The 25,502-nt window shown below is 59.1% G+C and carries 28 protein-coding genes; 12 read left to right on the forward strand and 16 right to left on the reverse strand.

Translation table 11 applies throughout. From position 1 onward, the window contains the following. Nucleotides 1-33: 33 nt before the first annotated feature. Together BW33_RS13035 and argF are read right to left on the reverse strand one after the other, a co-directional pair. The gene (locus BW33_RS13035; protein WP_047599379.1) at nt 34-1,143 is read right to left on the reverse strand and encodes an ABC transporter ATP-binding protein; all 1,110 of its coding nucleotides are present in this window, start codon (nt 1,141-1,143) and stop codon (nt 34-36) included. After that, entirely contained in the window at nt 1,140-2,060 is a 921-nt protein-coding gene (gene argF, locus BW33_RS13040) for an ornithine carbamoyltransferase (protein ID WP_047599381.1), read from the reverse strand. Before argF ends, BW33_RS13035 begins: the two co-directional genes overlap by 4 nt. A 403-nt stretch (nt 2,061-2,463) precedes the next feature. Between argF and BW33_RS13045 the strand changes: the two genes are divergently transcribed. The 3 genes from BW33_RS13045 (at nt 2,464) to grxD (ending at nt 5,436) form a co-directional block, all read left to right on the forward strand. Beyond that, entirely contained in the window at nt 2,464-2,754 is a 291-nt protein-coding gene (locus BW33_RS13045; protein WP_047599382.1) for a hypothetical protein, read from the forward strand. Between the two features lie 137 nt (nt 2,755-2,891). Then, a complete protein-coding gene (locus tag BW33_RS13050) occupies nt 2,892-4,997 on the forward strand; it encodes a molybdopterin oxidoreductase family protein (RefSeq protein WP_047599383.1) in 2,106 nt (701 codons plus the stop codon). A 97-nt stretch (nt 4,998-5,094) separates the two neighbouring features. Next, nucleotides 5,095-5,436: a Grx4 family monothiol glutaredoxin gene (gene grxD / locus BW33_RS13055; protein ID WP_016773402.1), complete on the forward strand. Its 342-nt coding sequence runs from the start codon at nt 5,095-5,097 to the stop codon at nt 5,434-5,436. A 183-nt stretch (nt 5,437-5,619) separates the two neighbouring features. Here grxD and bfr read toward each other — a convergent pair whose 3' ends face one another. Together bfr and BW33_RS13065 are read right to left on the reverse strand one after the other, a co-directional pair. Then, the gene (bfr, locus tag BW33_RS13060) at nt 5,620-6,093 is read right to left on the reverse strand and encodes a bacterioferritin (RefSeq protein ID WP_007963971.1); all 474 of its coding nucleotides are present in this window, start codon (nt 6,091-6,093) and stop codon (nt 5,620-5,622) included. 201 nt (nt 6,094-6,294) lie between these two features. Then, nucleotides 6,295-6,513 (reverse strand): bacterioferritin-associated ferredoxin, encoded by a 219-nt coding sequence (locus tag BW33_RS13065; RefSeq protein ID WP_003227725.1) that lies wholly within the window; start codon nt 6,511-6,513, stop codon nt 6,295-6,297. Between the two features lie 313 nt (nt 6,514-6,826). Between BW33_RS13065 and BW33_RS13070 the strand changes: the two genes are divergently transcribed. The 3 genes from BW33_RS13070 to BW33_RS13080 all read left to right on the forward strand — a co-directional run bounded on the left by BW33_RS13070 (nt 6,827) and on the right by BW33_RS13080 (nt 8,534). Continuing rightward, nucleotides 6,827-7,429 (forward strand): peroxiredoxin, encoded by a 603-nt coding sequence (locus tag BW33_RS13070; RefSeq protein ID WP_007963972.1) that lies wholly within the window; start codon nt 6,827-6,829, stop codon nt 7,427-7,429. Nucleotides 7,430-7,646: 217 nt separating this feature from the next. Beyond that, on the forward strand, nt 7,647-8,117 hold the full coding sequence (locus tag BW33_RS13075) for a Panacea domain-containing protein (protein WP_047599386.1): 471 nt from the start codon (nt 7,647-7,649) through the stop codon (nt 8,115-8,117). Nucleotides 8,118-8,120: 3 nt separating this feature from the next. Next, a complete protein-coding gene (locus tag BW33_RS13080; RefSeq protein WP_047599388.1) occupies nt 8,121-8,534 on the forward strand; it encodes a hypothetical protein in 414 nt (137 codons plus the stop codon). 54 nt (nt 8,535-8,588) lie between these two features. Here BW33_RS13080 and rnt read toward each other — a convergent pair whose 3' ends face one another. Together rnt and pyrC are read right to left on the reverse strand one after the other, a co-directional pair. After that, nucleotides 8,589-9,266, reverse strand: coding sequence for a ribonuclease T (rnt, locus tag BW33_RS13085; RefSeq protein ID WP_007963973.1), 678 nt, complete (start codon nt 9,264-9,266; stop codon nt 8,589-8,591). Then, nucleotides 9,263-10,309 (reverse strand): dihydroorotase, encoded by a 1,047-nt coding sequence (gene pyrC, locus BW33_RS13090; protein ID WP_047599389.1) that lies wholly within the window; start codon nt 10,307-10,309, stop codon nt 9,263-9,265. Before pyrC ends, rnt begins: the two co-directional genes overlap by 4 nt. Nucleotides 10,310-10,469: 160 nt before the next feature. Between pyrC and BW33_RS13095 the strand changes: the two genes are divergently transcribed. Together BW33_RS13095 and BW33_RS13100 are read left to right on the forward strand one after the other, a co-directional pair. Then, on the forward strand, nt 10,470-11,378 hold the full coding sequence (locus BW33_RS13095; protein WP_047599390.1) for a flagellar protein MotY: 909 nt from the start codon (nt 10,470-10,472) through the stop codon (nt 11,376-11,378). Nucleotides 11,379-11,507: 129 nt separating this feature from the next. Next, nucleotides 11,508-12,725: an argininosuccinate synthase gene (locus BW33_RS13100; RefSeq protein WP_007963976.1), complete on the forward strand. Its 1,218-nt coding sequence runs from the start codon at nt 11,508-11,510 to the stop codon at nt 12,723-12,725. Nucleotides 12,726-12,876: 151 nt separating this feature from the next. On the opposite strand, the gene BW33_RS13105 is transcribed toward BW33_RS13100, so the two are convergent. Beyond that, nucleotides 12,877-13,584: a hypothetical protein gene (locus BW33_RS13105; protein WP_047599391.1), complete on the reverse strand. Its 708-nt coding sequence runs from the start codon at nt 13,582-13,584 to the stop codon at nt 12,877-12,879. Nucleotides 13,585-14,088: 504 nt separating this feature from the next. On the opposite strand from BW33_RS13105, the gene BW33_RS13110 reads away from it, so the two are divergent. Then, nucleotides 14,089-14,715: a response regulator transcription factor gene (locus BW33_RS13110; RefSeq protein WP_003227711.1), complete on the forward strand. Its 627-nt coding sequence runs from the start codon at nt 14,089-14,091 to the stop codon at nt 14,713-14,715. An 87-nt stretch (nt 14,716-14,802) separates the two neighbouring features. On the opposite strand, the gene BW33_RS29980 is transcribed toward BW33_RS13110, so the two are convergent. From BW33_RS29980 to metG, 8 genes are all read right to left on the reverse strand, one after another. Next, nucleotides 14,803-14,979: a PA3496 family putative envelope integrity protein gene (locus tag BW33_RS29980; protein ID WP_047599392.1), complete on the reverse strand. Its 177-nt coding sequence runs from the start codon at nt 14,977-14,979 to the stop codon at nt 14,803-14,805. A gap of 107 nt (nt 14,980-15,086) precedes the next feature. Then, nucleotides 15,087-15,725 carry an endonuclease III gene (gene nth / locus BW33_RS13120; RefSeq protein ID WP_047599393.1) on the reverse strand — a complete coding sequence of 213 codons (639 nt, stop codon included), beginning with the start codon at nt 15,723-15,725 and terminating at the stop codon, nt 15,087-15,089. Continuing rightward, nucleotides 15,722-16,303 carry an Rnf-Nqr domain containing protein gene (locus BW33_RS13125; RefSeq protein ID WP_047599395.1) on the reverse strand — a complete coding sequence of 194 codons (582 nt, stop codon included), beginning with the start codon at nt 16,301-16,303 and terminating at the stop codon, nt 15,722-15,724. Before BW33_RS13125 ends, nth begins: the two co-directional genes overlap by 4 nt. Further along, nucleotides 16,300-16,905, reverse strand: coding sequence for an RnfABCDGE type electron transport complex subunit G (locus tag BW33_RS13130; protein WP_047599397.1), 606 nt, complete (start codon nt 16,903-16,905; stop codon nt 16,300-16,302). The genes BW33_RS13125 and BW33_RS13130 overlap by 4 nt, the downstream gene beginning before the upstream one ends. Continuing rightward, entirely contained in the window at nt 16,902-17,885 is a 984-nt protein-coding gene (locus BW33_RS13135; protein ID WP_047599398.1) for an RnfABCDGE type electron transport complex subunit D, read from the reverse strand. The genes BW33_RS13130 and BW33_RS13135 overlap by 4 nt, the downstream gene beginning before the upstream one ends. Next, nucleotides 17,872-19,086: an electron transport complex subunit RsxB gene (rsxB, locus tag BW33_RS13140; RefSeq protein WP_047599399.1), complete on the reverse strand. Its 1,215-nt coding sequence runs from the start codon at nt 19,084-19,086 to the stop codon at nt 17,872-17,874. The genes BW33_RS13135 and rsxB overlap by 14 nt, the downstream gene beginning before the upstream one ends. After that, a complete protein-coding gene (locus tag BW33_RS13145) occupies nt 19,083-19,652 on the reverse strand; it encodes an Rnf-Nqr domain containing protein (protein ID WP_047599401.1) in 570 nt (189 codons plus the stop codon). Before BW33_RS13145 ends, rsxB begins: the two co-directional genes overlap by 4 nt. A 132-nt stretch (nt 19,653-19,784) precedes the next feature. Further along, on the reverse strand, nt 19,785-21,836 hold the full coding sequence (gene metG, locus BW33_RS13150; protein WP_047599403.1) for a methionine--tRNA ligase: 2,052 nt from the start codon (nt 21,834-21,836) through the stop codon (nt 19,785-19,787). 224 nt (nt 21,837-22,060) lie between these two features. On the opposite strand from metG, the gene apbC reads away from it, so the two are divergent. Next, nucleotides 22,061-23,155: an iron-sulfur cluster carrier protein ApbC gene (gene apbC, locus BW33_RS13155; RefSeq protein WP_047599405.1), complete on the forward strand. Its 1,095-nt coding sequence runs from the start codon at nt 22,061-22,063 to the stop codon at nt 23,153-23,155. A gap of 95 nt (nt 23,156-23,250) precedes the next feature. Here the strand turns inward: apbC and BW33_RS13160 are convergent, their stop codons facing one another. After that, nucleotides 23,251-24,009, reverse strand: a complete 759-nt coding sequence (locus tag BW33_RS13160; RefSeq protein WP_016773416.1) for an SDR family oxidoreductase — start codon at nt 24,007-24,009, stop codon at nt 23,251-23,253. Between the two features lie 164 nt (nt 24,010-24,173). Here BW33_RS13160 and BW33_RS13165 point away from each other — a divergent pair, with 164 nt between their 5' ends. Together BW33_RS13165 and BW33_RS13170 are read left to right on the forward strand one after the other, a co-directional pair. Beyond that, complete coding sequence (locus tag BW33_RS13165; RefSeq protein WP_047599406.1) at nt 24,174-24,905, forward strand: HugZ family pyridoxamine 5'-phosphate oxidase; 732 nt, start codon at nt 24,174-24,176, stop codon at nt 24,903-24,905. A gap of 65 nt (nt 24,906-24,970) precedes the next feature. After that, entirely contained in the window at nt 24,971-25,447 is a 477-nt protein-coding gene (locus BW33_RS13170; RefSeq protein WP_003227687.1) for an FxsA family protein, read from the forward strand. Nucleotides 25,448-25,502 lie beyond the last annotated feature (55 nt).

A 25,502-nucleotide genomic window follows, 5' to 3' on the forward strand; every position in this document is an offset into this window, starting at 1 on the left:
GTAGGCGCTGCCGAAGGCTGCGATCTTCTGATCTTAGAGGGCGGCGCTGTAGCGGCGGACGCCGTTTTCCGCCGCCGGGATTTGTGCCGCGGTACTGCCGCTGGCCTGGAACAGAACCAGGTGTTCGGCGGCAACACGAATCCCCACCTCCGCACCCACCTGATGGTCGGCATGGCTCGGGAAGATCGATTCCAGCTGCGCACCGGTCGGCAGTTGCAGGCGATACAGGGTCGAAGCACCGAGGAAGGTCTTGCCGACAATCCGTGCTTTCAACCCACTGTCCGGGGCATAAACGATGTCATCCGGACGCAGCAACACATCCACCGCGCCGCCCACCGGCCAGGTGTAGGCCCGGTTGCCGCGCAGTTCGCCGAGTTCGGTCTGCACCGATTCCGGGCTGCCGAGCTGGCCGCGAATGAAATAGCCCTGACCGATGAAGCTGGCGACAAACGGCGTCGCCGGCTCATGGTAAAGGTTGTAGGGCGTGTCCCACTGCTCCAGCCGACCTTCCTTGAATACGCCAACGTGATCGCTGACGGCGAAGGCTTCTTCCTGGTCGTGAGTCACCAGAATCGCACTGGTGCCACGGGCCTTGAGGATGTCGCGCACTTCGTGGCTGAGCTTGCGGCGCAGTTCGCCATCGAGGTTGGAGAACGGTTCGTCGAGCAGCAACAGTTGCGGCTCCGGCGCCAGGGCGCGGGCGAGGGCAACACGCTGTTGCTGGCCGCCGGACAGCTCGTGCGGGAAGCGTTTGCCGAGGTTCTTCAGGTTGACCAGTTCCAGCAGCTCCTCGGTGACGCGCTCCTTGTTCGGGTGCTTGCGGATACCGAAGGCGATGTTGTCTGCGACGCTCAGGTGCGGGAAGAGCGCGTAGTCCTGGAACACCATGCCGATCCGGCGCTTTTCCGGGGCCAGGGTGAAACCGGCGCTGGAGATGGTCTCGCCGCCGAGCTGGATTTCCCCTTCGTGCACCGGTTCGAAACCGGCAATCGCGCGCAGAGTGGTGGTTTTGCCGCAGCCGGACGAGCCGAGCAGGCAACCTATGTCACCGGCGTTGAGGTGCAGATTGAGGTTCTGCACCACGCGTTGATCTTGATAGCCGCAAGCGAGGTTGCGCAGGTTCAGCAGTAGTTCATGGCTCATGCGTGGTGATATGCCGGTTCGACGAGGAACTCGAGCAGGGCCTTCTGTGCGTGGAGACGGTTTTCTGCCTGATCCCAGGCGACGGAGCGCGGGTCATCAAGCAGGTCGAGGCTGATTTCTTCACCGCGGTGCGCCGGCAGGCAATGCATGAACAGCACATCTTCAGCCGACAGATCGAGCAGGGCGCGGGTCACCTGGAACGGTGCGAACAGTTTCAGGCGCTTGGCAGTTTCCTCTTCCTGACCCATCGAAGTCCAGACATCGGTGCTCACCAGATGCGCACCGCGCACGGCGTCTTGCGGATCGCGGACGATGGTCACGCGATCGCCGGCGCGGGCGACGAACTCAGGATTGGGCTCGTAGCCCTGCGGGCAGGCAACGCGCAACTGGAAGTCGAACTGGATCGCCGCTTCTATATAGCTGTTGCACATGTTGTTGCCGTCGCCGATCCACGCCACGGTCTTGCCCTGGATCGAGCCACGGTGCTCAAGGAAGGTCTGCATGTCGGCCAGCAACTGGCACGGGTGCAGGTCATCGGACAGGCCATTGATCACCGGCACGCGTGAATTGGCGGCGAATTCGGTCAGGGTGCTGTGGGCAAAGGTACGGATCATCACCGCGTCGAGCATGCTCGACATGACGATGGCGCAGTCACCGATCGGCTCGCCACGGCCCAGTTGGGTGTCACGTGGCGAGAGGAAGATCGCCTGACCGCCGAGCTGGATCATGCCGGCCTCGAAGGAGATCCGGGTACGGGTCGAGGATTTTTCGAAGATCATCCCCAGGACGCGGTTTTTCAGAGGCTCGAACAGTACGCCGCGGTTACGCAGGTCCTTGAGCTCAACGCCTCGACGGATCACGCTGACCAGCTCTTCGGGCGTGCAATCCATCAGGGAGAGAAAGTGCCTTGCGCTCATCATTGACTACCTTTTTGCTACAGACCGCAGATGCTCAAAGCCTTGTTTAACGGAACAACGGGCGAGACCTGCGGCGTAAGCCGCACGGGGCGACGAAATAGGGGGAGGCGCGATATTGACACTAAATGTCGCGTTACGCCAATAGGCTACGGTTTTTGCGGGATTCGGAGGGCGCACTGGATGTTGCAGTACGCAGTTGAAGCCGGGTTCAAGACAGCAGCGAGCCTCTTTGTACACTGGCCTCGCGGGGCTTGGCAATGCAGCGTGGCGGGGATCAGGTCGACCAGGTCGGTTTACGACCGTGGCGCCACGCCATCACTTGGTCGGATGCTCAGACTGAAACATTTGCTAAAGCAAAGTGCTGGGTTATAAATAAGTTTCGAGCGACGCAGGAAGCCTCCGCATGGAATCGAAAGAACAACTGTTAATGGAACTGCTGGGCCACACGGCGCGCTCACTGACCCATCTCACCGCTTCGGTGACTTCAATGTCCTTCGAACTGCTGCGCAGCGAAGACGAAGTGGTCAAGACCGCCGGCCGCCACATGATCGATCGCATGGCGACCATCAGTGCCGGGCTCGACGAGCACTGGCGACTGATCGGCGAACTCACCGGCGTGCACGTCGCCCACGAGCAGATCGAAACCATTCAGGAAATCCAGCTGCAGGCGCCGCCGCAGTTGCCGTCCAACTGAGCCTGGCGGGCTATCGGCTCGCCTGATAGCCGTCGATTCACAAGACGAACATCGCTGGCGTCACTCCCGTACACGGGCCATAGTTTTGTTCCCGCAGGCATGCCCGTTGCCTGCCCAGAACAAGACAGAGACTGGCCATGACCAAGACTCTCCATCACCGTGCCTGCCACCTGTGCGAAGCTATTTGCGGCCTGACTATCGAGACCACCGAAACCGATGGTAGCGTCGCGATCACCTCGATCAAGGGCGATGCCCTCGACACGTTCAGTCGTGGGCACATCTGCCCCAAGGCCGTGGCCCTGCAAGACATCCAGAGCGATCCCGATCGCCTGCGCCAGCCAATGCGCCGGGTCGGCAGCGAATGGCTGCCGATCGAGTGGGACGAAGCCTTTGCGCTGGTGGCCGAACGTCTGGCGGCGATTCAGGAGCGTCACGGGCAGAACGCCGTGGCGGTCTATCAGGGCAACCCGAGCGTACACAACTACGGGCTCATGACCCACAGCAACTATTTCCTCGGCCTGCTGAAGACGCGCAACCGCTTCTCGGCGACCTCGGTCGATCAGTTACCGCATCACCTGAGCAGTTACCTGATGTATGGCCACGGCTTGCTGTTGCCGATCCCGGACATCGATCACACCGATTTCATGCTGATCCTCGGCGGCAACCCGCTGGCGTCGAACGGCAGCATCATGACCGTGCCGGATGTCGAAAAGCGTCTGAAGGCGATTCAGGCGCGCGGCGGCAAAGTGGTGGTAGTCGACCCGCGGCGCAGCGAAACGGCGGCCATCGCCGATCAGCACTTGTTCGTGCGGCCCGGTGGCGACGCGGCGTTGCTGTTCGGGGTGCTCAACACCTTGTTCAATGAAGGCCTGACCCGTGACAGTCACTTGCCGGTTGATGGCCTCGATGAAGTGCGCGCAGCCGTCGCCACGTTCACTGCCGAAGCCATGAGCCCGCTGTGTGCGGTGCCGGCGGAGCAGATCCGCCAACTGGCGCGGGATTTCGCCGCAGCGCCGAGCGCGGTGTGCTACGGGCGCATGGGTGTTTCCACTCAGGCGTTCGGCACCTTGTGCCATTGGCTGGTGCAGTTGATCAATCTGGTCACCGGCAACCTTGACCGGGTCGGCGGAGCGTTGTGCACCGAGCCGGCGGTGGATCTGGTGGCATCGACCTCGGGCGGGCATTTCAACAAATGGCAGAGCCGGGTGTCCGGGCGCCCTGAGTACGGCGGCGAACTGCCGGTGTCGGCGCTGGCTGAAGAGATGCTCACCGAAGGTGAAGGGCAGATTCGCGCGCTGATCACCGTCGCCGGCAATCCGGTGTTGTCGACGCCGAACGGCCGGCAACTGGAGCAGGCGCTGGATGGCCTGGAGTTCATGCTCAGCATTGATCTGTACATCAACGAAACCACGCGTTACGCCGATTTGATCCTGCCATCGACCTCGGCGCTGGAGAACGATCACTACGACACTACGTTCAACCTGTTCGCGGTGCGCAACGTCACCCGCTTCAACCGGGCGATTCTCGCCAAACCCGAGGGCGCATTGCACGACTGGGAGATCTTTGTCGGCCTGGCCAAGGCGTTTGCCGAGAAGACCGGCAAGGAGCTGAAACCGACGATGCCGCCGGCGAAGATGATCGACATGGGCCTGCGCATGGGTCTGTATGGCGATGCATCCGAGCAAAAGCTGTCATTGGCGACGTTGTTCGATCATCCGCACGGGATTGATCTTGGGGCGTTGAAACCGAATCTTGCCGCTCGCCTCAAGACGCCGAATCAACGGGTGCAGGCTGCGCCGCCGGAGATCCTCGCAGACCTCGCACGCTTCGCGGCCTTGCAGGCGCCAGCCGCTGATGAGCTGTTGATGATTGGCCGTCGGCATGTGCGCAGCAACAATTCCTGGATGCACAATTATCATCGTCTGGTGAAGGGCAAGCCACGGCATCAATTGTTGATGCACCCGGATGACCTCGCCAGCCGTGGGCTCAACGATGGTCAGTTAGTTCGCGTCAGCTCGCGGGTAGGGCAGATCGAGGTCGAAGTGCTCGGCAGCCTGGATATGATGAAGGGCGTGGTCAGCCTTCCGCACGGGTGGGGGCATGCGCGGCCGGGCGTGCAAATGGCGATTGCCAGCGGTCAGCCGGGGTCGAGTGCCAACGACCTGACGGATGAATGCCAACTCGACGAGTTGTCGGGCAACGCCGCGCTCAATGGCGTACCGGTGACGGTGGCGGCGGCCTGAACATGACCGTCGGGGAGACCGAGCATGGCGCTCGGGATTCCGTTACAATGCGTCACCGTGCCGACCCATGAGTCGGAAAGTTCAGCCGAGGTGCTCCATGGATATCATCGAAACGATTAAAGAGCAGATTGCCAACAACACCATTCTGCTTTACATGAAAGGCTCGCCGAATGCCCCGCAGTGTGGCTTCTCCGCGAAAGCTGCGCAGGCCGTGATGGCGTGTGGCGAAAAGTTTGCGTACGTGGATATCCTGCAGAACCCGGAAATCCGCGCCAACCTGCCGAAGTACGCCAACTGGCCGACTTTCCCGCAACTGTGGGTCGGCGGTGAGCTGGTCGGCGGTAGCGACATCATGACCGAGATGGCTGCAGACGGTTCGCTGCAAAGCACCATCAAGGCGGCGGTCGAAGCCGCTGCTGCGAACAAGTCCGAAGCTTGATCCCGCTTCACTCGGCGCTGGTTCCTCCTGTAGGAGCTGTCGAGTGAAACGAGGCTGCGATCTTTCGATCTGCAGCCAATAAAAAGCCCCGCACCTCGAAAGAGGGCGGGGCTTTTTAGTGCGCTGGAAAAGTTAATGCGAGTTGCCAGTGCAATCTGAAAAGATCGCAGCCTGCGGCAGCTCCTACTCTTCGCCCATCTGTGATTGCAGATAGTTCTCGAGACCGACTTTATCGATCAGGCCCAGTTGGGTTTCCAGCCAGTCGATGTGCTCCTCTTCGGATTCGAGAATGTCTTCGAGCAGTTCACGGCTGCCGAAGTCGCCAACCGATTCGCAGTGGGCGATGGCGGCTTTCAGATCGGCGTGGCCGGTCTTCTCGATACGCAGGTCGCATTCCAGCATTTCCCGGGTGTGCTCGCCGATGTGCAGCTTGCCCAGATCCTGCACGTTCGGCAGGCCTTCGAGGAACAGGATGCGCTTGATCAGCTTGTCCGCGTGTTTCATCTCGTCGATGGATTCGTGGTACTCGTGCTTGCCCAGCTTGTTCAGGCCCCAATCTTCATACATGCGCGCATGCAGGAAGTACTGATTGATCGCGACCAGCTCATTGGCAAGGATCTTGTTGAGATGCTGGATGACTGTAATGTCGCCTTTCATGATGGGAGTCCTGCCCTGTATTAGCTGTATATAAAGCGGAGTTTGAGCTTGGTATTTATAAGTGTCAAACCTAAGTTATTGAATAATAAATGAAATTAAATCTGAATAAGAATGTTTGTGTTCCGCGTCTAGCGTCTAACCGATTGATTTGCAGGCATAAAAAAACCGGACATTAGTCCGGTTCTTCGAAATGGGGGGTAATTACGCAGCAGTAAATTCTACCGGATAGGGGATCGCGGCCTGAGCGGTTTGTAGCTTGGTCAGGGTTTCGCGCACCACTTCCTTGGCAAGGCAGGCACATTTGCCGCATTGACTGGCGACGCCGGTGGCCTGGCGGACTTCTTTGTAGCTGCAGCAACCTTCATAGATCGCTTCGCGGATTTGTCCGTCGGTGACGCCAGTGCAGAGACAAACATACATAAGTGAGAACCGTCGCTGGTTGTGACTCAATTGCGATGGATCTTAATGTTAACGAGAATGATTGTCAAAGTGCTTTCTGAATGGTTTTCGATCGGAAGGCTGGTCACTGACGAACGGTGATTAATGGCGAATTGCCTGGCCCCGAAAATGCTGCCCGGTTATCCGCTTTGGGCAAAAAACCGTTAAGGACAGGCGAAAAACGCAGTGTATGATGGTCGGCCCTTGCGAAGAGGGTTCGTGTCACAGGGCTGTCGCCTCAGGGTGGCAGGCTGGCCCGGACCCTGAACTTCAAGTTATTCACCAGGAGATATCCATGAGCGTACTCGTAGGCAAACAAGCCCCTGACTTCACCGTCCCGGCCGTACTCGGCAATGGCGAGATCGTTGACAGCTTCACCCTGTCCTCGGCCATCAAAGGCAAATACGGCCTGGTGTTCTTCTACCCACTGGACTTCACCTTCGTCTGCCCGTCCGAGCTGATCGCTCTGGACAACCGCATGGCTGACTTCAAGGCGCGTAACGTGGAAGTGGTTGCCGTGTCGATCGACTCGCACTTCACCCACAACGCCTGGCGCAACACCCCGGTCAACAACGGCGGCATCGGCCAGGTGAAATACACCATGGCTGCCGACATGAAGCACGAAATCGCCAAGGCCTACGACGTCGAGTCCGAAGGCGGCGTGGCTTTCCGTGGAGCGTTCCTGATCGACGACAAGGGCGTTGTCCGCTCGCAGATCATCAACGACCTGCCGCTGGGCCGTAACATGGAAGAGCTGATCCGTCTGGTCGACGCTCTGCAATTCCACGAAGAGCACGGCGAAGTCTGCCCTGCCAACTGGAAGAAAGGCGACAAAGGCATGAACGCTTCGCCAGAAGGCGTTGCGGCTTACCTGACCGAGAACGCTGCTGCCCTGTAAGGCGCAACGTCGAGGTACAAAAAACCGGCCCACGTGGCCGGTTTTTTTATACGTCGCATTATGAGACACAGCCTCTCGGCATCATTTGTATCAAATGCCTGGAAAAAATACTGGATGACTGAACAGTGGCTGGATAGGGTTGTGGTCTAGCGAAATTGAGGTGCGAGGTCTATCGCCTAGGCCCGCATCGCGCCTCACTTCAGGTAAGGACGGTGCAATGGATTGCATGACGCAGAAGGGGATTCAAATGCCGAGTAGCTTGGACGTTGCGGATTATTTCCTTTGCCTGGAAGGGCATGAAGGCGAGATATCCAATCTCAAAATTCAAAAGATGGTTTATTACGCTCAAGGGTTCAGTCTGGCCGTCCATGGCGAGGTTCTATTCCCTGAAAAGCTGGAAGCGTGGATGCACGGGCCAGTGGTTCCGGATCTGTATCGAAGATTCAGCCAATTTGGGTCGGGTTCAATTCCACCTCCAAGTGATTTCAATCCCGATGTGTTCAGTGCCAAACAACAAAGTCTGCTCAACGAAGTATTCGACGTTTATGGCCAATTCTCGGCGTGGAAACTACGTCAGTTGACGCATGAAGAATCCCCTTGGCGTAGAAACTACAAGGAAGGGGAGTTCAGTCGGGAAATTCCCGTCTGCGAGATGCAGGAGTATTTCCGGGAGCATTGGGTGAACTGACAAATGGCCAAGCTCAAACGCAGGGAAAGCGATGCGGCGGTTAAAGTAACGGCACGGACGTCAAGCATCGAAATAGATACATCGGAAGCGCGACCTCCGGTTTTCTCATTTGAGTATTTGCAGAATGGCTGGTGCATCCAAGATTGCGAGGCCAACGAAAGGTCGAAAATGCTTGAGCGCCTGAGGATTCTGGGAAAAATGCCTTGGAGAGAGTTGCGCAGAGAGCATAGGCATCGTTATGGCTGTGAAACAATTGAGAGGAACAGCCTGAAAGTGGGAATGCCTGCTTTTTTAACCGGTGATGTCAGATTGTTGGTGTTTAGGGCTTTTGAGCGCGTAGCGATGGTCGGTTACAAGAATCATCGGTTTTTTTATGTCGTGTGGATTGACCGAGAATTCAAACTCTATAAGCATTAAAAAACCGGCCCACGTGGCCGGTTTTTTAATGCGCGGGATTCGCCCGGACGAGGATCAGTCGTCGAAGTCTTCCCAGCCGCCCATCTGCTTCCAGCGGTTGACGATGCCGCAGAACAGTTCGGCGGTCTTCTCGGTGTCGTAACGCGCCGAATGCGCTTCACGGCCGTCGAAGTCGATGTCGGCTGCCTGACAGGCCTTGGCCAGGACGGTTTGACCGTAAGCCAGGCCGGCCAGCGTCGCGGTGTCGAAACTGGAGAACGGGTGGAACGGGTTGCGCTTCATGTCCAGACGCGCAACCGCAGCATTCAGGAAGCCGAGGTCGAAGCTGCTGTTATGCCCGACCAGAATCGCGCGCTTGCAGCCATTGGCCTTCAGCGCCTTGCGGATGCCACGGAAGATGTCGGTCAGCGCGGTTTCTTCGCTGACGGCCATGCGCAGCGGATGATCGAGCTTGATCCCGGTGAACTCCAGGGCCGCCGCTTCGATGTTGGCGCCTTCGAACGGCTCGACGCGGAAGAAGTAGGTGTGATCCGGATAGACGAATCCCTTTTCATCCATGGCGATGGTGGTCGCGGCAATCTCCAGCAAAGCGTCGGTAGCCGAGTTGAAACCACCGGTCTCTACGTCGACGACTACCGGCAGGTAACCGCGAAAACGTGCTGCCATTGGGTGACGGGAACCGCCGCCGCCACCTTGACCGTCCAGTTCGTCGTCGAAATGGTCTTCACTCACGCGTGTTCCTCCAGCAGGCGCCAGCGCAGTTTTTCACCGGCGCGCAGCGGGATAACGTTCAGCTCGCCAAACGGCAGGCTGGTCGGGGCGGTCCACTCTTCGCGAACCAGGGTGATGCGATCGGTGTTGACAGGCAGACCGTAGAAACGCGGGCCGTTGAGGCTGGCGAAGGCTTCGAGCTTGTCCAGCGCGTTGCGCTGTTCGAACGCTTCGGCATACAACTCGATGGCGGCGTACGCGGTGTAGCAGCCGGCGCAGCCGCAGGCGGCTTCCTTGGCGTGCTGGGCGTGCGGCGCCGAGTCGGTACCGAGGAAGAACTTCGCGCTGCCGCTGGTGGCGGCGTCGAGCAGGGCTTCCTGATGGGTATTACGCTTGAGGATCGGCAGGCAGTAGAAGTGCGGCCGAATCCCGCCCACCAACATGTGGTTGCGGTTGTACAGCAGGTGATGCGCGGTGATGGTCGCGCCGACGTTGGCCGAAGCCTCGTTGACGAACTGCACGGCGTCGCCGGTGGTGATGTGTTCGAACACCACTTTGAGTGTCGGGAAACGCTCGACGACACGGCGCATGTGCTCATCGATGAAAATCTTTTCGCGGTCGAAGACGTCGACATCGCCACGGGTGACTTCGCCGTGGATCAGCAGCGGCATGCCGACTTCGGCCATGGCTTCCAGCGCCGGGAAGATCTTGTCGATGCTGGTCACCCCGGAATCGGAGTTGGTGGTGGCGCCGGCCGGGTACAGTTTGGCGGCGTGCACGAAACCGCTGGCCTTGGCTTCACGAATTTCTTCGGGCTGAGTGCGGTCGGTGAGGTACAGCACCATCAGCGGTTCGAAGCGACTGCCGGCCGGGCGGGCAGCGAGAATCCGCTGGCGATAGCCATCGGCTTCAGCGGCGTTGCGCACCGGTGGTACCAGGTTGGGCATGATGATGGCGCGGCCAAAGGTGCGCGCAACATCGGCAACGGTATTGGTCAACACGGCACCATCGCGAAGATGAATGTGCCAGTCGTCGGGACGCAGCAGGGTCAGGCGGTCGGACATGAGGGGATTCCAGGCGGGTCAAACTGAGGGGAATGCTACCGGAAAAGACTCTTGCAGGCACTCGCTATCAAGTTTTGCAGGAACCTTCCGATATCCCGTAGGTATGCCGTAAACATAGTGTGAATCGGTCTTTGTGTTACAGAAGCCAATGGAGCCTCCCGTGCGCCAGCGATATTTAGCCTTGCTCAGTGTGTTTGCCAGCCTCCCCGCGATGGCGCTCACCTACCAGACGCGTCTGGAGAACATTGAGTGGACGGTCGAGGGCGACAAGTTCGAGTGCCGCCTGACCCAGCCGATCACCGATTTCGGCTCGGGCCAGTTCGTGCGCAAGGCCGGCGAGCAGGCGATATTCCGCCTCAATGCCTACAACGCCATGCTCGGTGGCGGTTCGGCGACGTTGCTTGCGGCGGCGGCGCCATGGCAGCCGGGGCGCAACGACATCAATTTGGGCAGCGTCAGGCTCGGCACCGGCAACGTGCTGTTCAACAGTTCACAATCCCAGGCCGGCGGGCTGATCAGCGGTCTGCTGGATGGCCGCAGCCCGGTGGTGCGCCGTGCGTCTGGCGATGGCCGGGTTTCGGAAGTGCGTCTGCTGCCGGTGAAGTTCAGCAAAGCGTTCAATGATTACCAGACGTGTGTGGCGAAATTGCTGCCGCAGAATTTCGATCAGGTCAAACAGTCTCAGGTCGGCTTCCCCGGTGAAGGCACTGACCTGGACGCCGCCGCCAAGGGCAGGCTGCAAGTGATGCTCGAGTACATGAAGGCCGATCCGACGGTCAATCACATCGAACTCGATGGCTACTCCGACAACAGCGGCAACCGTCTGACCAACCGTGAACTGTCGCGGCGTCGGGCGCTGGCAGTGGTCGATTTCTTCAAGGCCAACGGCATCGCCGAATCGCAGATCACTGTGCGTTTCCATGGCGAGCAATACCCGCTGGTGCCAAACAACAATGCGGCTAACCGGGCGAAGAATCGCCGGGTCAGCGTGAAGCTCGCGCGAGTGGCGCCAACTACCGCGCCAGCGCCACAAGCCAGCACGCCAGCCAACGCTGCGGCGACTTCCTGACCTGCCGGTCATCGTCGCGCTGTCGACAGATTCTGTCGCTTTGTCGTCTTAAGCTGTCGCGCCCCTGTAAATTATCGCATTTGAGCGGTAGACTCCTCGGCTTTCCGTAGAACCCCGTGGAGTGATGGCATGGCGGACGTAAACAAGGTCGTTCTGGCGTATTCCGGCGGCCTGGACACTTCGGTGATCCTCAAGTGGCTGCAGGATACTTATAACTGTGAAGTGGTGACCTTCACCGCTGACCTGGGTCAGGGCGAAGAGGTCGAGCCGGCTCGCGCCAAGGCTCAGGCCATGGGCGTCAAAGAAATCTACATCGACGACCTGCGCGAAGAATTCGTGCGAGATTTCGTGTTCCCGATGTTCCGCGCCAACACCGTTTACGAAGGCGAGTACCTGCTGGGTACTTCCATCGCACGTCCGCTGATCGCCAAACGCCTGATCGAAATCGCCAACGAAACCGGCGCCGACGCCATTTCCCATGGCGCCACCGGCAAGGGCAACGACCAGGTGCGTTTCGAACTGGGTGCCTACGCGCTCAAGCCAGGCGTAAAAGTGATTGCGCCATGGCGTGAGTGGGATCTGCTGTCGCGCGAGAAGCTGATGGATTACGCCGAGAAGCACGCGATCCCGATCGAGCGTCACGGCAAGAAAAAATCCCCGTACTCGATGGACGCCAACCTGCTGCACATCTCCTATGAAGGCGGCGTGCTGGAAGACACCTGGACCGAGCACGAAGAAGACATGTGGCGCTGGACCGTCTCCCCGGAAAAGGCTCCCGACACCCCGCAATACCTGGAACTGACCTACCGCAACGGCGACATCGTCGCGCTGGACGGCGTCGAAATGACTCCGGCCACCGTACTGGCAACGCTGAACAAGATCGGTGGGCAGCACGGTATCGGTCGTCTGGACATCGTTGAAAACCGTTACGTGGGCATGAAGTCCCGTGGCTGCTACGAAACCCCGGGCGGCACCATCATGCTGCGCGCGCACCGCGCCATCGAATCGATCACCCTGGACCGCGAAGTCGCTCACCTCAAAGACGAGCTGATGCCGAAATACGCCAGCCTGATCTACACCGGTTACTGGTGGAGCCCGGAGCGTCTGATGCTGCAACAGATGATCGACGCTTCGCAGGTCAACGTGAACGGTGTGGTTCGCCTGAAGCTGTACAAAGGCAACGTGATCGTTACCGGCCGCAAGTCCGACGATTCGCTGTTCGACGCCAACATCGCGACCTTCGAAGAAGACGGCGGCGCTTACAACCAGGCCGACGCGGCGGGCTTCATCAAGCTCAACGCGCTGCGCATGCGCATTGCCGCGAACAAGGGCCGCAAGCTGTTCTAAACCTCGCGGACCTGTAAAGAAATGGCGGCTTGTCCCAGTGACAAAGCCGCCATTTTTTTTCCTGTGTGACTGGCCTGACCCCGGAGCGTTGGTCGGTACGGTCAATTTCATTATTTTCTTGAATGTCCACTTCAGGCATCAACTCTGCGTTTCATACCCCTCTTAATACCGTAGTACTTTGCGTGGTCACGTTGTAGGCAATGAAAAGTCTGGCACCGCCGTTTTTTTTCGATTGCTTGATAAGACTGAGGGTGATTTGTTTGAGCAAAACGTCGGACGCCGAATCGGTCAAAAAAACCACTGCCTTGGCCGATTGCCTGCCAAGGTGCGGAAAGTGTCCGGCCAGCGTGTTGAATGCCTGCGCGCTGCTCATCGGACGTATATCTATCGCACGCAATGTGCCCATGGGTTTGGGCAGTTGAATGTTGTGCTCAATCCAGGGGCGCTCCGTGCAGGATTCACCTGTGCCGTCCGGATAGCGACGCCTCGGATCAGTGTTGTGTTCAGGCAACGTCCATTGCAAACCGTTTGGAGTTGCTGTCCCGCCTGGCGCTGCACAAGCACTTGGTGAAGGCGAACACGGTGTGGGCTCGGCCGGTTTCAACTCGTCAAAGACTTTCAGAAAACTGTCGTCCTTGTCGAAGTCCGAGGGGGCATACAATGATCGGTAGTTGAAATTGAGCGTTAAAAAAAATAGCAGCAGCAAGTAAAACGGGAAGCTGATCAGGAACCAGACATAAACTTCTCTTTCGTCGTTATCAAGAAAGGGTAAGGAGATGGCTGCCGATGATTCGGAAATGAATGCAAATATCGCAATGACAGTCATGGGGTTGGTAATTTTCTTTCTGGTTTTTATCATGGTGGTTGCTCATTAAGTGTGTATTCCATTGTGTTTGTTGAATGGTTTTTTATGTGGTTGAGGTTTTGCGTTTGATGTTCTTTTTTATATTAAAAGAAAACCGTTGGGTAGAAGTATCTTGTTTCAGGTGTTGATTTATTAAAGTGTGTAGATGATTTTTTCTATCTTCTTGGTAATTGATTGTTTGTCTGGTTTTTTCAGAATGTCAGTCATGCGTTGTCATGCAATAACAGCGCTTTTGCAGACGTTTGGTGGGCTTGCCGCTTGGAGGCGTCGCCACGCATGGCCTCTAGGGCGTAGTATTTTTCACGTCGAAGTCGCTGTCAGAGAAACAGTGGGCGCATGCCAATATCCCCGTTGTCGGGTTTTTTGTAGGAATAATCTTTTTTTGTTGTAGGGAATGTCTTTGGCTGGGAGTGCGATGGAACTCTCTTGTGCCATGTTGGAAGTGACTAGGCTATTGTGCGGGCTCTAAAAATTCGAACAGCGAAACTGGACTTGCCCATGAATAAAGTGCTGATCGTGGATGATCACCCCGTCATTCGTCTTGCTGTGCGTATGCTGATGGAACGTCATGGCTACGAAGTTATTGCCGAAACAGATAATGGCGTGGACGCGTTACAACTTGCTCGTGAACAGATGCCGGATATCGTTATTCTGGACATAGGAATTCCCAAGCTCGATGGCCTGGAAGTTATCGCGCGTCTGAACTCGACACCGATGCCCTTGAAAGTTCTGGTACTGACTTCCCAGGCACCGGGACATTTTTCGATGCGCTGCATGCAGTCGGGTGCGGCGGGATATGTCTGTAAACAACAGGATCTGACTGAGTTGCTCAGTGCGATCAAAGCCGTACTGTCCGGGTACAGCTATTTTCCAAACCAGGCCCTGCATACTGTGCGGACCAGTCTGGGCAACGCCAGTGAAGCCGATATGGTGGATCGTCTTTCCGGCCGGGAAATGATGGTGTTGCAGCAATTGGCGCGGGGCAAGACCAACAAGGAAATTGCCGACGGCATGTTTCTCAGCAACAAGACGGTCAGCACGTACAAGACCCGTCTGTTATTGAAGCTCAATGCCCGGTCGCTGGTGGACCTGATTGAGTTGGCGCAGCGCAACGGACTGGTCTGATGATCCTGAGCGCCGACGAATCATGGGCCGCTCAGTGTCGTATTTCCCAGACATTAAAAAGCCTCCGGTTCGGGAGGCTTTCAAGTGTCAGAGGTCAAAATCGTAATCAGCCAATTGCTTTTGCAGTCGGCGCTCCTCAAGCAGGTTATCGATGGTGCGACGTTTGCTCAGATTGGTCTTGGCGACCTCGACCACCGGTTCGGCGTCGTCGGTTTCCGCAGCGATGAAATCTTCTTCTACATCCAGTTCTTTGCTGTCAGTCATAAGGTGAACTCCAGGCTAAGGCTGCCTTTGGCGCTCCTTATAGCGATATTCCTGCTGCGGGTAAAAAAGATTTTTTCAATCGACGAATCAATAATTCCAATAGCCAATCAATCGTCCGAGGTTTTTTGTTTGTACTCGCACAAGTCTTCGATCCGGCAGCTGCCACAACGTGGCTTGCGCGCCAGGCACACATAACGACCGTGCAGAATCAGCCAGTGGTGAGAATCCAGCAGGTAGTCTTTTGGCACAAACTTCATCAGCTTGTTTTCCACTTCAACCACATTTTTACCCGGTGCAATGCCGGTGCGGTTGCTCACGCGAAAAATGTGCGTGTCGACCGCCATGGTCAACTGGCGAAAAGCGGTATTGAGAACCACGTTGGCCGTCTTGCGGCCGACGCCGGGCAGCGCTTCCAGTTCTTCACGCGTCTGCGGGACTTCGCCATTGTGCAGTTCGACCAGCATGCGGCAGGTCTCGATCACGTTTTTCGCTTTGCTGTTATAGAGGCCGATGGTCTTGATGTATTCGGACAGCCCTTCGACGCCCAGCGCGTGGATCGCTGCCGGGGTATTGGCCACCGGGAACAGTTTGGCCGTGGCCTTGTTGACGCCGACGTCGGTTGATTGCGCCGAAAGAATGACCGCGATCAACAACTCGAACGGCGAGGAATAGGCCAGTTCGGTCTTCGGCTCGGGATTGTCTTCATGAAGTCTGCGGAAGATTTCCAGACGTTTTGCGGCATTCATGGATGATGAGTTTCCTTGGAGAGAGCGGTCGAGCGGGTCCAGGCCTGGCGGGCTGCGAGCAGTAGCCCGAGCACGATAAACGCACCGGGAACCAGGGTGAGCAGGTGCAGCCCTTGGTTGAACAGAACCAGGCCTTGCCAGTGCTCGGCCAGGCCACGGCCGATGTAGCCCTGACCGAACAGTTCACGCAGTGCAGCCAGCGCGAGAAGAAGTCCGCTCGACAGGCCAAAAAACTGCAGGCGCTGGACAAGCGCCTGACGAAAGAATCCATTGTATTCCAGCACCACGCATTGCAAGGCGATCAGCCCGGCATAGATGCCGAGTGATTGTTGCCACTGCAACGCCCAGCGCTGCGCGAGGATATTGGCGCAACTGGTCAGGGTGGCGGCCAGCAGCAGACTGGCGAGCATCAGGTTGTTACCAGACAACCTCGAGCGCAGCGGGCGGCTGCATGCGCCGTAAACCACCCCCACTGCGCCCAACATCAACAGAATGCCCAGCGCGCCGGCCAGTGTCGCGCTGGTGCCAAGTAGCAGAGCCAGCATCAAGGCATTCGTCAGATTCGTCGGCCGGTTCATGATCCGCTCTCCAGCAAGGTTGCACGGCGCTCATCAAAGTAGCGCAGGGCGTCATGGATGGCATTGACGGTGGCTCGGGATGTGATGGTGGCTCCCGCCAGTTGATCGAACTGTCCCTGATCCTTTTTCAGGGCCCAGCCTGCGTCGTCAGGTGAGTTGCGCGATTTACCGGTAAATGTCGCCAGCCAGTGGTTCGGCCAGTCGCCGATGAGTCCGCCGAGCGCCGGTGTTTCGTTGTGCTGCAGGGTTTTCACCCCCAGCAGTCTACCGTTGGCATCGATGGCGATCAGCAGTTCGATAACGCCGGCATAGCCCTCGGTTCGCGTGCGCAACAACACCGCCACTGGCTGCCCGGCTTTGCTTGCTCGGTAACCTGCCAGCAGCGTGCTATGGCTCAACATCGTACCAGTCAACGCCAGCGGCTGTTCCAGCGGCTGATTGTCGTAGGCATCGGGCGCGAGCATATCCAGCAGCTTGCGGCTGTCGAGCAGGCGTTGCTCGCTGGCAATCTGCGGCGCACTGGCGCGCTGCACCACATAAGTCAGGCCGAGACCGGCGCCGGCCAGCAGCACCAGTGTCACAACAGAAACCGCACGATTCATGATTGCACCTGTGTCTGGCGTGCGGCGGCAAAACGTTCCAGAGCCGGTACACAGAGATTCATCAGCAACACCGCAAACGCAACACCGTCCGGGTAGCCGCCCCAAGTGCGGATCAAGTAGGTCAGCAAGCCGACACCCACGCCGAACAGCAGCCGGGCCAGCGGACTTTTGGCGCCGGACACTGGTTCGGTAATGATGAAAAATGCACCGAGCATGGTTGCACCGCTCAGCAGATGAAACAGCGGTGAGCCATGGGAATCGGAACCCGAGCCATTCCAGCAGATCAGGCTGATGACAAACAGGCTGGCCAGCATGCCGACCGGCGCCTGCCAGGCAATCACCCGGCGCTGCAACAGCAACAGCCCGCCGCCAAGAAACGCCAGATTGATCCACTCCACACCGCGTCCGCCGAAGCGGCCGAACGCTTGGTTGGCCGCGAACAGTTCATCCATGGTCAGGCTTTTGTTGATGCGCAGACTGTCCAGCGCAGTGGCCTGCACCCAGGCGTCCGGGGCCAGGCCCGGATTCAAGACTTGTGTAAAAGCGGCCTGCAGATTGATGCCATGCGCCGGCCAGTGGGTCATCGACTGCGGGAACAGCAGCATCACCAGGGCGAAACCGAGCATGGCCGGATTGAACGGATTTTTGCCGATGCCACCGTACAGATGCTTGCCGAACAGCAGGCCTGAAGCCACCGCGGTCACGGTCAGCCACCACGGACAATAAGGTGGCAGGGCTGCGCCCAGTAGTGTCGCGCTGACCAGTGCGCTGCCATCGCTGAGCGTTGGTTGCAGTGGCTGTCGGCGCAGGCGGGCGACGCTGGCCTCGACCAGCAGCGCGGTGCTCCCCGCCAGGATCAGGTTGATCAACACGCCCCAGCCGTAAAACCAGAACAACGCCAACAGCCCCGGCAGCGTGGCCAGTAGAACCCACTTCATCGCCTGTTGCAGGCGAGCGTCCAGTGCCTCACGTGGCGACATGATCTTGCACCTGACGCTCGGCGGCCTGCAGGCGAGCGCGGGCCTTGTCGAGGATGTCGTTCGGCGTGTCGGCGCGGCGTTCGAGTTTGCTCAGGTCGGCGCGGGCGTAGGCCAGTTCGGTTTTCAACTGGCGAAGCTGGTTGTCGATCGGGCGTTTTTCCACCCGCACCAGATCAGGCACAGGTTGCTCACTTGACGCCTCGGCCGCGTGAAGGGCTTGCTCGGCATCACGCAGTGCCTGTTCCAGCGTGGCAATCTGATCCGCTGGTGCTTCGGCGGTCTGAGCCTTTTTAAGTTCGGCGCGACGCATGGCCAACTGGATTTTCGCCCGCTTCAGGTCGGCGTCTTTCGTCGGAACCGGGGCCGCAGCGGCTGGAGCGGTGGCGGCGCTGCTTTCGAGTTTCGCCAACGCCTGTTCGGCGGCTTCAAACTGCTGTTGCAACACGATCAGTTGCGATTGCTGTTCGAAGGTCGGCGGATGGCCGAAGGCTTTCAGCGATTTGTGCAATTGTGCGCGGCTCATGGCGACATCGATCTTGGCTTTCTTCAATGCCGCATCGGCGGTTGCGGCTTTCTGCGCGCGCACCCGTTCCAGAGCGGCCTGCACCGGATCGAGAGTTGCCACCGCCGGTTGCGCTGCACGCTGCGCCCGGGCTTCACGCTCAGCCTGTTTCTGCTGTTCCTCGCGTTGCAGGCGGGCGTTGCGGCGTTCAAAACGCTGGCGCGCATGATCGCGTTTGGCCGTGCGTGCGCGCTGTTCTTCAAGGCTGGATGCCAGGCCACCGACTACCGGCAAGGTGCCGAGCGGCAGCGGATGCATCTCGATGCAGTCCACCGGGCACGGCGCCACGCACAGGTCGCAACCGGTGCATTCGTCGATCAGTACGGTGTGCATCAGTTTCGCCGCGCCGACGATGGCGTCGATCGGGCAGGCCTGGATGCACTTGGTGCAGCCGATGCACTCGGCTTCGCGGATGTAGGCCACTTGCGGCGGTGCCGAACCACGGCTGACGTCCAGTTCCTGTACCGGCACTTTCAACAGGTCAGCCAGGGCGGCGATGGTTTCGTCACCGCCGGGCGGGCACTTGTTGATCGGTTCGCCGTCGACGATGCCTTGTGCATAGGGCTTGCACCCGGGGTGGCCGCATTTGCCGCATTGGGTCTGCGGCAGGAGGGCATCGATGAGTTGAATCAGACTCATGTTTTGATCAGTCCACTGAATCCGAGAAAAATCACTGCGATCAGTCCGGCGCCGATCAGGTCGATCGGCAAGCCGCGAAAGGGCAGGGGAATGTCGTTGTCCGCCGTGCGTTCACGCAAGTCGCTGAACAGGCTCAGCACCAGCCAGAAACCCAGCCCTGCACCCAGGCTCAACGCTGTTGCCTGCAGCAGGCCACGATCATTTTGTGCATTGATCAAGGCCAGCCCCAGCACGCCGGCATTGCCCAGCAACAACGGCCATAGCCCATCGAAGGGCCAGTCAGGCAGCGCGCGAGTCAGCAGCTTCAGCAGCGGCGCGATCAGCAGCACGCTGAGCGGCAAGAACACAAACAGCTGCAGGGCCTGCAGTTGCAGCGGCACCAGCAGCCAGTGCCAGAGCACATAACCGATGAAGCCGACGCTCAGCATCAGGCACGACGTCGCCAGGCCCAGCGCATGCACCTGGCGCCGAGTGCCGGCCAGCAACGGATCGACGCCCAGCGGCCAGTGCAACACGAAGTTGTTGAGCAGGGCGGCACTGATCAGCGTAAGCGCAAGTTCGGTCATGGTTCTGCCGGCAGCAACGGGCGGGTGTCACTTAAGGTTAGGCATTATCCGGCACCCGCGATGGGTGGGCCAGATATGAAAAATCCCACAGGCCTGCAGAACATGCCTGTGGGATCGTTTTACCGCTGGGTCTTACTTGATGCGTTGACCCGGCTTGGCGCCGCTGTCCGGGCTCAGCAGGTAGATTTCTTCACCGCCAGGGCCGGCTGCCATCACCATGCCTTCGGACATACCGAACTTCATTTTCCGCGGCTTGAGGTTGGCGATCATCATGGTCAGGCGACCGTCGAGTTTCGACGGGTCCGGGTAAGCGCTCTTGATCCCGGAGAACACGTTGCGCTGCTCGTCACCGATGTCCAGGGTCAGGCGCAGCAGCTTGTCTGCGCCCTCCACGTGCTCAGCCTTGACGATCAGAGCGACGCGCAGGTCGACGGCGGCGAAGGTGTCGAAGTCGATTTCCGGCGACAGCGGATCCTTGGCCAGTTCGCCGTTGCCCGCAGGCGCGGCAGCGCCGGTGTCGGTCTGGCTGGCGGTCAGGTCTTCTTTCGAGGCGTCGGTCATGGCTTGCACTTTTACCGGGTCGATGCGGGTCATCAACGGCTTGAATTCGTTCAACTGGTGGTTGGCCAGCAACGTGGTGTGGTCGTTCCAGGTCAGTGGGGCGACGTTGAGGAATGCCTCGGCGTCGGCGGCCAGCAGCGGCAGTACCGGTTTGAGGAAGATCACCAACTGGCGGAACAGGTTGATGCCGGTGGCGCAGATCGCCTGGACTTCATCCTGCTTGCCTTCCTGCTTGTTCAACGACCATGGCGCCTTGTCGGCGATCCACGCGTTGGCGCGGTCAGCCAGGGCCATGGTTTCACGCATGGCGCGAGCGAAGTCGCGCGCTTCATAGGCGTCGGCAATGCTTGGCGCAGCGGCGAGGAAGGCTTCGGTCAGCTCCGGCGCGGCATTGTTGTCGACCAGCAGGCCGCCATTGCCTTTGTGGATGAAACCGGCGCAACGGCTGGCGATGTTGACCACTTTGCCGACCAGGTCGGAGTTGACCTTCTGCACGAAGTCTTCGAGGTTCAGGTCGAGGTCATCGACGCCACGCCCCAGTTTGGCCGCGTAGTAGTAGCGCAGGTATTCCGGCGACAGGTGATCCAGGTAGGTACGGGCCTTGATGAAAGTGCCACGGGACTTGGACATCTTCTGGCCGTTGACGGTCAGATAGCCGTGCACATTGATTCCGGTCGGTTTGCGGAAACCGGCGCCTTCGAGCATGGCGGGCCAGAACAGCGCGTGGAAGTTGACGATGTCCTTGCCGATGAAGTGGTACAGCTCGGCGGTGGAATCCTTGCCCCAGAACGCGTCGAAGTCCAGCTCCGGGGTGCGGTTGCACAGGTTCTTGAAGCTGGCCATGTAGCCGATCGGCGCATCCAGCCACACGTAGAAATACTTGCCCGGCTCGTCCGGAATCTCGAAACCGAAGTACGGCGCATCGCGGGAGATGTCCCACTGTTGCAGGCCGGCGTCCAGCCACTCGGCGATCTTGTTGGCCACGGCGTCCTGCAAGGTGCCGCTGCGGGTCCAGGTCTGCAGCATCTGCTGGAAGTCTGGAAGTTTGAAGAAGAAGTGCTGGGAATCCTTGAGCACCGGGGTGGCGCCGGAGATGGCCGACTTCGGATCCTTCAGATCGGTCGGGGCGTAGGTCGCACCGCATTTTTCGCAGTTGTCGCCGTACTGGTCTTCGGTGCCGCATTTCGGGCAGGTACCCTTGATGAAGCGGTCGGCCAGGAACATTTTCTTTTCCGGGTCGAAATACTGGGTGATCGAGCGCTGGGCAATGTGCCCGGCATCACGCAGCTTCAGATAGATCTGGCTCGACAGCTCACGGTTTTCTTCAGTGTGAGTGGAGTGGAAGTTGTCGAAATCGACCAGGAACTCGGCAAAGTCGGCGCTGTGTTCAGCCTGCACGTTGGCGATCAGTTGTTCCGGGGTGATGCCTTCCTTTTCCGCGCGCAGCATGATCGCCGAACCGTGTGCGTCGTCGGCGCAGACATAGATGCATTGATTGCCGCGATGCTTCTGGAAGCGCACCCACATATCGGTCTGGATGTATTCCAGCATATGGCCAAGGTGAATCGAACCGTTGGCGTAGGGCAGGGCGCTGGTGACGAGGATCTTGCGTGGTTCGGACATGTGGGGCTTCGCTACTTGATGAAACGGAGGTCGGCCACTATAAAGCGCTGGCGCATATTTTTCACCCTGTGCACCTGTTTCATTGGATGAGCAGACAGAAAAGATCGCAGCCTGCGGCAGCTCCTACAGATGTGCGCCGATCTCCTGTAGGAGCTGCCGAAGGCTGCGATCTTTTCAGGTACGATACTCATCATCTTTTCCCAGTCTTGTTATCGGAGTTGCCCATGAGTGCCGTCACTCGCGCAGCGGTGGAAGCCGTCCTCAGCCAATACACCGACCCCTACCTGAACCAGGATCCGGTCAGTGCCGGTTGCGTGAAGCACATCGAGATCGTCGGTGATCGCGTCAACGTGCAGCTGGAAATCGGTTATGCCGCCGGTCTGTTCAAGAGCGGCTGGGCGCAGTTGCTGCAACTGGCCATCGAAAACCTCGATGGGGTGACGATCGCCAGGGTCGAGGTCAACAGCGTGATCGCCGCGCACAAGGCCCAGGCACAGATCCCGGGTTTGGCCAACGTCAAGAACGTGGTCGCCGTGGCTTCGGGCAAGGGCGGCGTGGGCAAGTCGACCACTGCGGCCAACCTCGCGCTGGCGCTGGCCCGTGAAGGCGCCAAGGTGGGGATTCTCGACGCCGACATCTATGGGCCGAGCCAAGGCATCATGTTCGGCATCCCCGAGCGCACCCGCCCCGAGGTCAAGGACCAGAAGTGGTTCGTGCCGCTCAAGGCCCACGGTGTCGAAGTCATGTCGATGGCGTTCCTGACCGACGACAACACGCCGATGGTCTGGCGCGGGCCGATGGTCTCCGGCGCGTTGTTGCAGCTGGTTACGCAAACCGCGTGGGGCGACCTGGATTATCTGGTCATCGACATGCCGCCAGGCACCGGCGACATCCAGCTGACCCTGGCGCAGAAAGTCCCGGTGGCCGGTGCGGTGATCGTCACCACGCCGCAGGATCTGGCGCTGCTGGACGCGCGCAAAGGCGTGGAAATGTTCCGCAAGGTCAACATTCCGGTGCTGGGCGTGGTGGAAAACATGGCCGTGCATATCTGCTCGAACTGCGGACATGCCGAGCATCTGTTCGGTGAGGGCGGTGGCGAGAAGCTGGCGACCCAATATGGCGTCGAACTGCTGGCCTCGCTGCCGCTGTCGATGCTGATCCGCGAGCAGGCCGATGGCGGCAAGCCAACGGTAATCGCCGAGCCGGATAGCCAGATCGCGATGGTCTATCAGGAACTGGCCCGCCACGTCGGCGCGCGCATTGTGCTGCAGGAAGCGGCGACACCGGCGATGCCGAACATCAGCATCAGCGACGATTGATCAGCGTCGTTTGCTAAAAGATCGCAGCCTGCGGCAGCTCCTACAGAAAAGCTCTGTGTAGGAGCTGCCGCAGGCTGCGATCTTTTGATCTTGCTTTAGATCCGCAACCCGCCATCCATCTCCAGAATCCGTCCGGTGTAGTAGTCGTTCTCGAAGATGTACGCCGCCGAATGGGCGATCTCTTCCGGCTTGCCCATGCGCTTGAGCGGGATACCCGAGGTCATCTTCTCCAACGCTTCCGGCTTCATGCCCAGGGTCATCTCGGTTTCGATGAAGCCCGGCGCAATGCCTGCCACGCGAATACCGTAGCGCGCGAGTTCCTTGGCCCAGGTCACGGTGGCTGCGGCCACGCCAGCCTTGGCGGCGGAATAGTTGGTCTGGCCGACGTTACCGGCGCGGGAGATCGACGAGATGTTGATGATCGCGCCGCTGTTTTTCAGCTCGACCATTTTCGCCGCCACTTCACGGGTGCACAGGAACACGCCGGTCAGGTTGACGTCGATCACCGCCTGCCACTGGGCCAGACTCATCTTGGTCATTTCGCCGTCCTTGACCTTGAGCAGCAGGCCGTCACGCAGGATCCCGGCGTTGTTGATCAGGCCATGGATCGCGCCGAAATCTTCGGCGACCTGGGCGACCATGTGCTCGACCTGTTCTTCATTGGCCACGTTGCACAGATAGCTGCGCGCCTCGACACCCTTGGCTTTGCAAGCCGCGACCGCGTCGTCGAGTTTTTCCTGGTTGAGGTCGACCAGCGCGAGCTTCGCGCCTTTGCCGGCGAAATACTCGGCCATGGAGCGGCCCAAACCCTGGCAACCGCCGGTGATAATGATTACTTTGTCGTTGAGTTGCATTCGCGTGCCCCGATAGCCAGTCTGAGTGGTTTTTGTTATTGGCGACGCTCGATCTGTACCGGTGATGGCCAGATTGCCTATGAGCATTGCCCGATGGCGTGACCGGGACTTATCCCCAGGCGCCTGTCCGTTTTTTCGACGGATTCTATTTAAGGAGTCATAAATTGAGCGTTGAAGCGGCCAAGAATGCCCGAGAATTGCTTCTCAAGGAATACCGTGGCGTATTGTCCACCCACTCCAAATCGATGCCCGGTTTCCCGTTTGGCTCGGTGGTGCCGTATTGCCTGGACGAGCAGGGCCGCCCGCTGATCCTGATCAGCCGCATCGCCCAGCACACCCACAACCTGCAGAAGGACCCGAAATGTTCGCTGCTGGTGGGCGAGCGTGAGGCCGACGACGTGCAGGCCGTTGGTCGCCTGACCTATCTGGCCGAAGCGCAGAAGCTCGAAGACCCGGCTGCCATCGAAGCCGCCGCCGAGCGTTACTACCGGTATTTCCCCGACTCGCAGAACTATCACAAGGCCCACGACTTTGATTTCTGGGTGCTCAACCCGGTGCGTCACCGCTACATCGGCGGTTTCGGTGCGATTCACTGGGTTGATCAGCTGACCCTGGCCAACCCGTTTGCCGGCAAGGCCGAAATCAGCATGGTCGAGCACATGAACAGCGATCACGCCAAAGCCATCGCCCACTACGTGGAACTCTGCGGATTGCCGAAAACCGTACCGGCGCAGCTGGCCGGAATCGACAGCGAAGGCATGCACTTGCGCATTGGTCAGGCACTGTATTGGCTACCGTTTCCAGCGCCTTGTCATACGCCGATACAAGTGCGCGAAGCCTTGGTTTCTCTGGCTCACGCCGAGGTCTGGCCAAAAAATGCGGTGGCCGACGCTTGAATTCACGAAAGGGCGACGTCATCTAAGGCTTACTGCAAGGCATTTCTTGCGTTGAGGAATCTTTGATGCGCCCTTTTTTGTTGCTCTTTCTGCTGTTTCCGGTGCTGGAGCTGTTCGTATTCGTCAAAGTGGCAGGGGCGATCGGGTTTTTCCCGGCCCTGCTGCTGATCATTCTCGGCTCGATGTTCGGTGTGTTCGTACTGCGCGTCGCCGGTCTGGCCACGGCCCTGCGTGCCCGTGAAAGCCTGAATCGCGGTGAACTGCCCGCGCAGACCATGCTCGAAGGCCTGATGCTGGCACTGGCCGGTGGCCTGTTGATCCTGCCGGGCTTCGTCAGCGACGTGGTCGGTCTGGTGATGTTGCTGCCGTTCACCCGTCGCCTGCTGGCCAATAAAATGCGCCAGCGCGCCGAAGAGCAGGCGATGCGTCAGCGTGCCTTCGCCGACGACCTGCAACCCCGTGGCGGTCCTGCACCGCGCCAGCCTCTGGGCCGAGAGGGTGATGTGATCGAAGGCGAGTTCGAACATCGCGACAGCAAGTAACCTCTGCATCGACACGGCACCTTCGGGTGCCGTTTCTTTGTGCGCGGCATTCAAG

The sequence above is a fragment of the Pseudomonas sp. RIT288 genome (assembly GCF_000631985.1).
Taxonomy (GTDB): domain Bacteria; phylum Pseudomonadota; class Gammaproteobacteria; order Pseudomonadales; family Pseudomonadaceae; genus Aquipseudomonas.

Excerpts from the sequence above, each read along its gene's own strand:
- BW33_RS13035 (WP_047599379.1), bottom strand. The coding sequence starts at position 1,143 with ATGAGCCATGAACTACTGCTGAACCTGCGCAACCTCGCTTGCGGCTAT.
- argF (WP_047599381.1), bottom strand. The coding sequence starts at position 2,060 with ATGAGCGCAAGGCACTTTCTCTCCCTGATGGATTGCACGCCCGAAGAG.
- BW33_RS13045 (WP_047599382.1), top strand. The coding sequence starts at position 2,464 with ATGGAATCGAAAGAACAACTGTTAATGGAACTGCTGGGCCACACGGCG.
- BW33_RS13050 (WP_047599383.1), top strand. The coding sequence starts at position 2,892 with ATGACCAAGACTCTCCATCACCGTGCCTGCCACCTGTGCGAAGCTATT.
- grxD (WP_016773402.1), top strand. The coding sequence starts at position 5,095 with ATGGATATCATCGAAACGATTAAAGAGCAGATTGCCAACAACACCATT.
- bfr (WP_007963971.1), bottom strand. The coding sequence starts at position 6,093 with ATGAAAGGCGACATTACAGTCATCCAGCATCTCAACAAGATCCTTGCC.
- BW33_RS13065 (WP_003227725.1), bottom strand. The coding sequence starts at position 6,513 with ATGTATGTTTGTCTCTGCACTGGCGTCACCGACGGACAAATCCGCGAA.
- BW33_RS13070 (WP_007963972.1), top strand. The coding sequence starts at position 6,827 with ATGAGCGTACTCGTAGGCAAACAAGCCCCTGACTTCACCGTCCCGGCC.
- BW33_RS13075 (WP_047599386.1), top strand. The coding sequence starts at position 7,647 with ATGGATTGCATGACGCAGAAGGGGATTCAAATGCCGAGTAGCTTGGAC.
- BW33_RS13080 (WP_047599388.1), top strand. The coding sequence starts at position 8,121 with ATGGCCAAGCTCAAACGCAGGGAAAGCGATGCGGCGGTTAAAGTAACG.
- pyrC (WP_047599389.1), bottom strand. The coding sequence starts at position 10,309 with ATGTCCGACCGCCTGACCCTGCTGCGTCCCGACGACTGGCACATTCAT.
- BW33_RS13100 (WP_007963976.1), top strand. The coding sequence starts at position 11,508 with ATGGCGGACGTAAACAAGGTCGTTCTGGCGTATTCCGGCGGCCTGGAC.
- BW33_RS13105 (WP_047599391.1), bottom strand. The coding sequence starts at position 13,584 with ATGATAAAAACCAGAAAGAAAATTACCAACCCCATGACTGTCATTGCG.
- BW33_RS13110 (WP_003227711.1), top strand. The coding sequence starts at position 14,089 with ATGAATAAAGTGCTGATCGTGGATGATCACCCCGTCATTCGTCTTGCT.
- BW33_RS29980 (WP_047599392.1), bottom strand. The coding sequence starts at position 14,979 with ATGACTGACAGCAAAGAACTGGATGTAGAAGAAGATTTCATCGCTGCG.
- nth (WP_047599393.1), bottom strand. The coding sequence starts at position 15,725 with ATGAATGCCGCAAAACGTCTGGAAATCTTCCGCAGACTTCATGAAGAC.
- BW33_RS13125 (WP_047599395.1), bottom strand. The coding sequence starts at position 16,303 with ATGAACCGGCCGACGAATCTGACGAATGCCTTGATGCTGGCTCTGCTA.
- BW33_RS13130 (WP_047599397.1), bottom strand. The coding sequence starts at position 16,905 with ATGAATCGTGCGGTTTCTGTTGTGACACTGGTGCTGCTGGCCGGCGCC.
- BW33_RS13135 (WP_047599398.1), bottom strand. The coding sequence starts at position 17,885 with ATGTCGCCACGTGAGGCACTGGACGCTCGCCTGCAACAGGCGATGAAG.
- rsxB (WP_047599399.1), bottom strand. The coding sequence starts at position 19,086 with ATGAGTCTGATTCAACTCATCGATGCCCTCCTGCCGCAGACCCAATGC.
- BW33_RS13145 (WP_047599401.1), bottom strand. The coding sequence starts at position 19,652 with ATGACCGAACTTGCGCTTACGCTGATCAGTGCCGCCCTGCTCAACAAC.
- metG (WP_047599403.1), bottom strand. The coding sequence starts at position 21,836 with ATGTCCGAACCACGCAAGATCCTCGTCACCAGCGCCCTGCCCTACGCC.
- apbC (WP_047599405.1), top strand. The coding sequence starts at position 22,061 with ATGAGTGCCGTCACTCGCGCAGCGGTGGAAGCCGTCCTCAGCCAATAC.
- BW33_RS13160 (WP_016773416.1), bottom strand. The coding sequence starts at position 24,009 with ATGCAACTCAACGACAAAGTAATCATTATCACCGGCGGTTGCCAGGGT.
- BW33_RS13170 (WP_003227687.1), top strand. The coding sequence starts at position 24,971 with ATGCGCCCTTTTTTGTTGCTCTTTCTGCTGTTTCCGGTGCTGGAGCTG.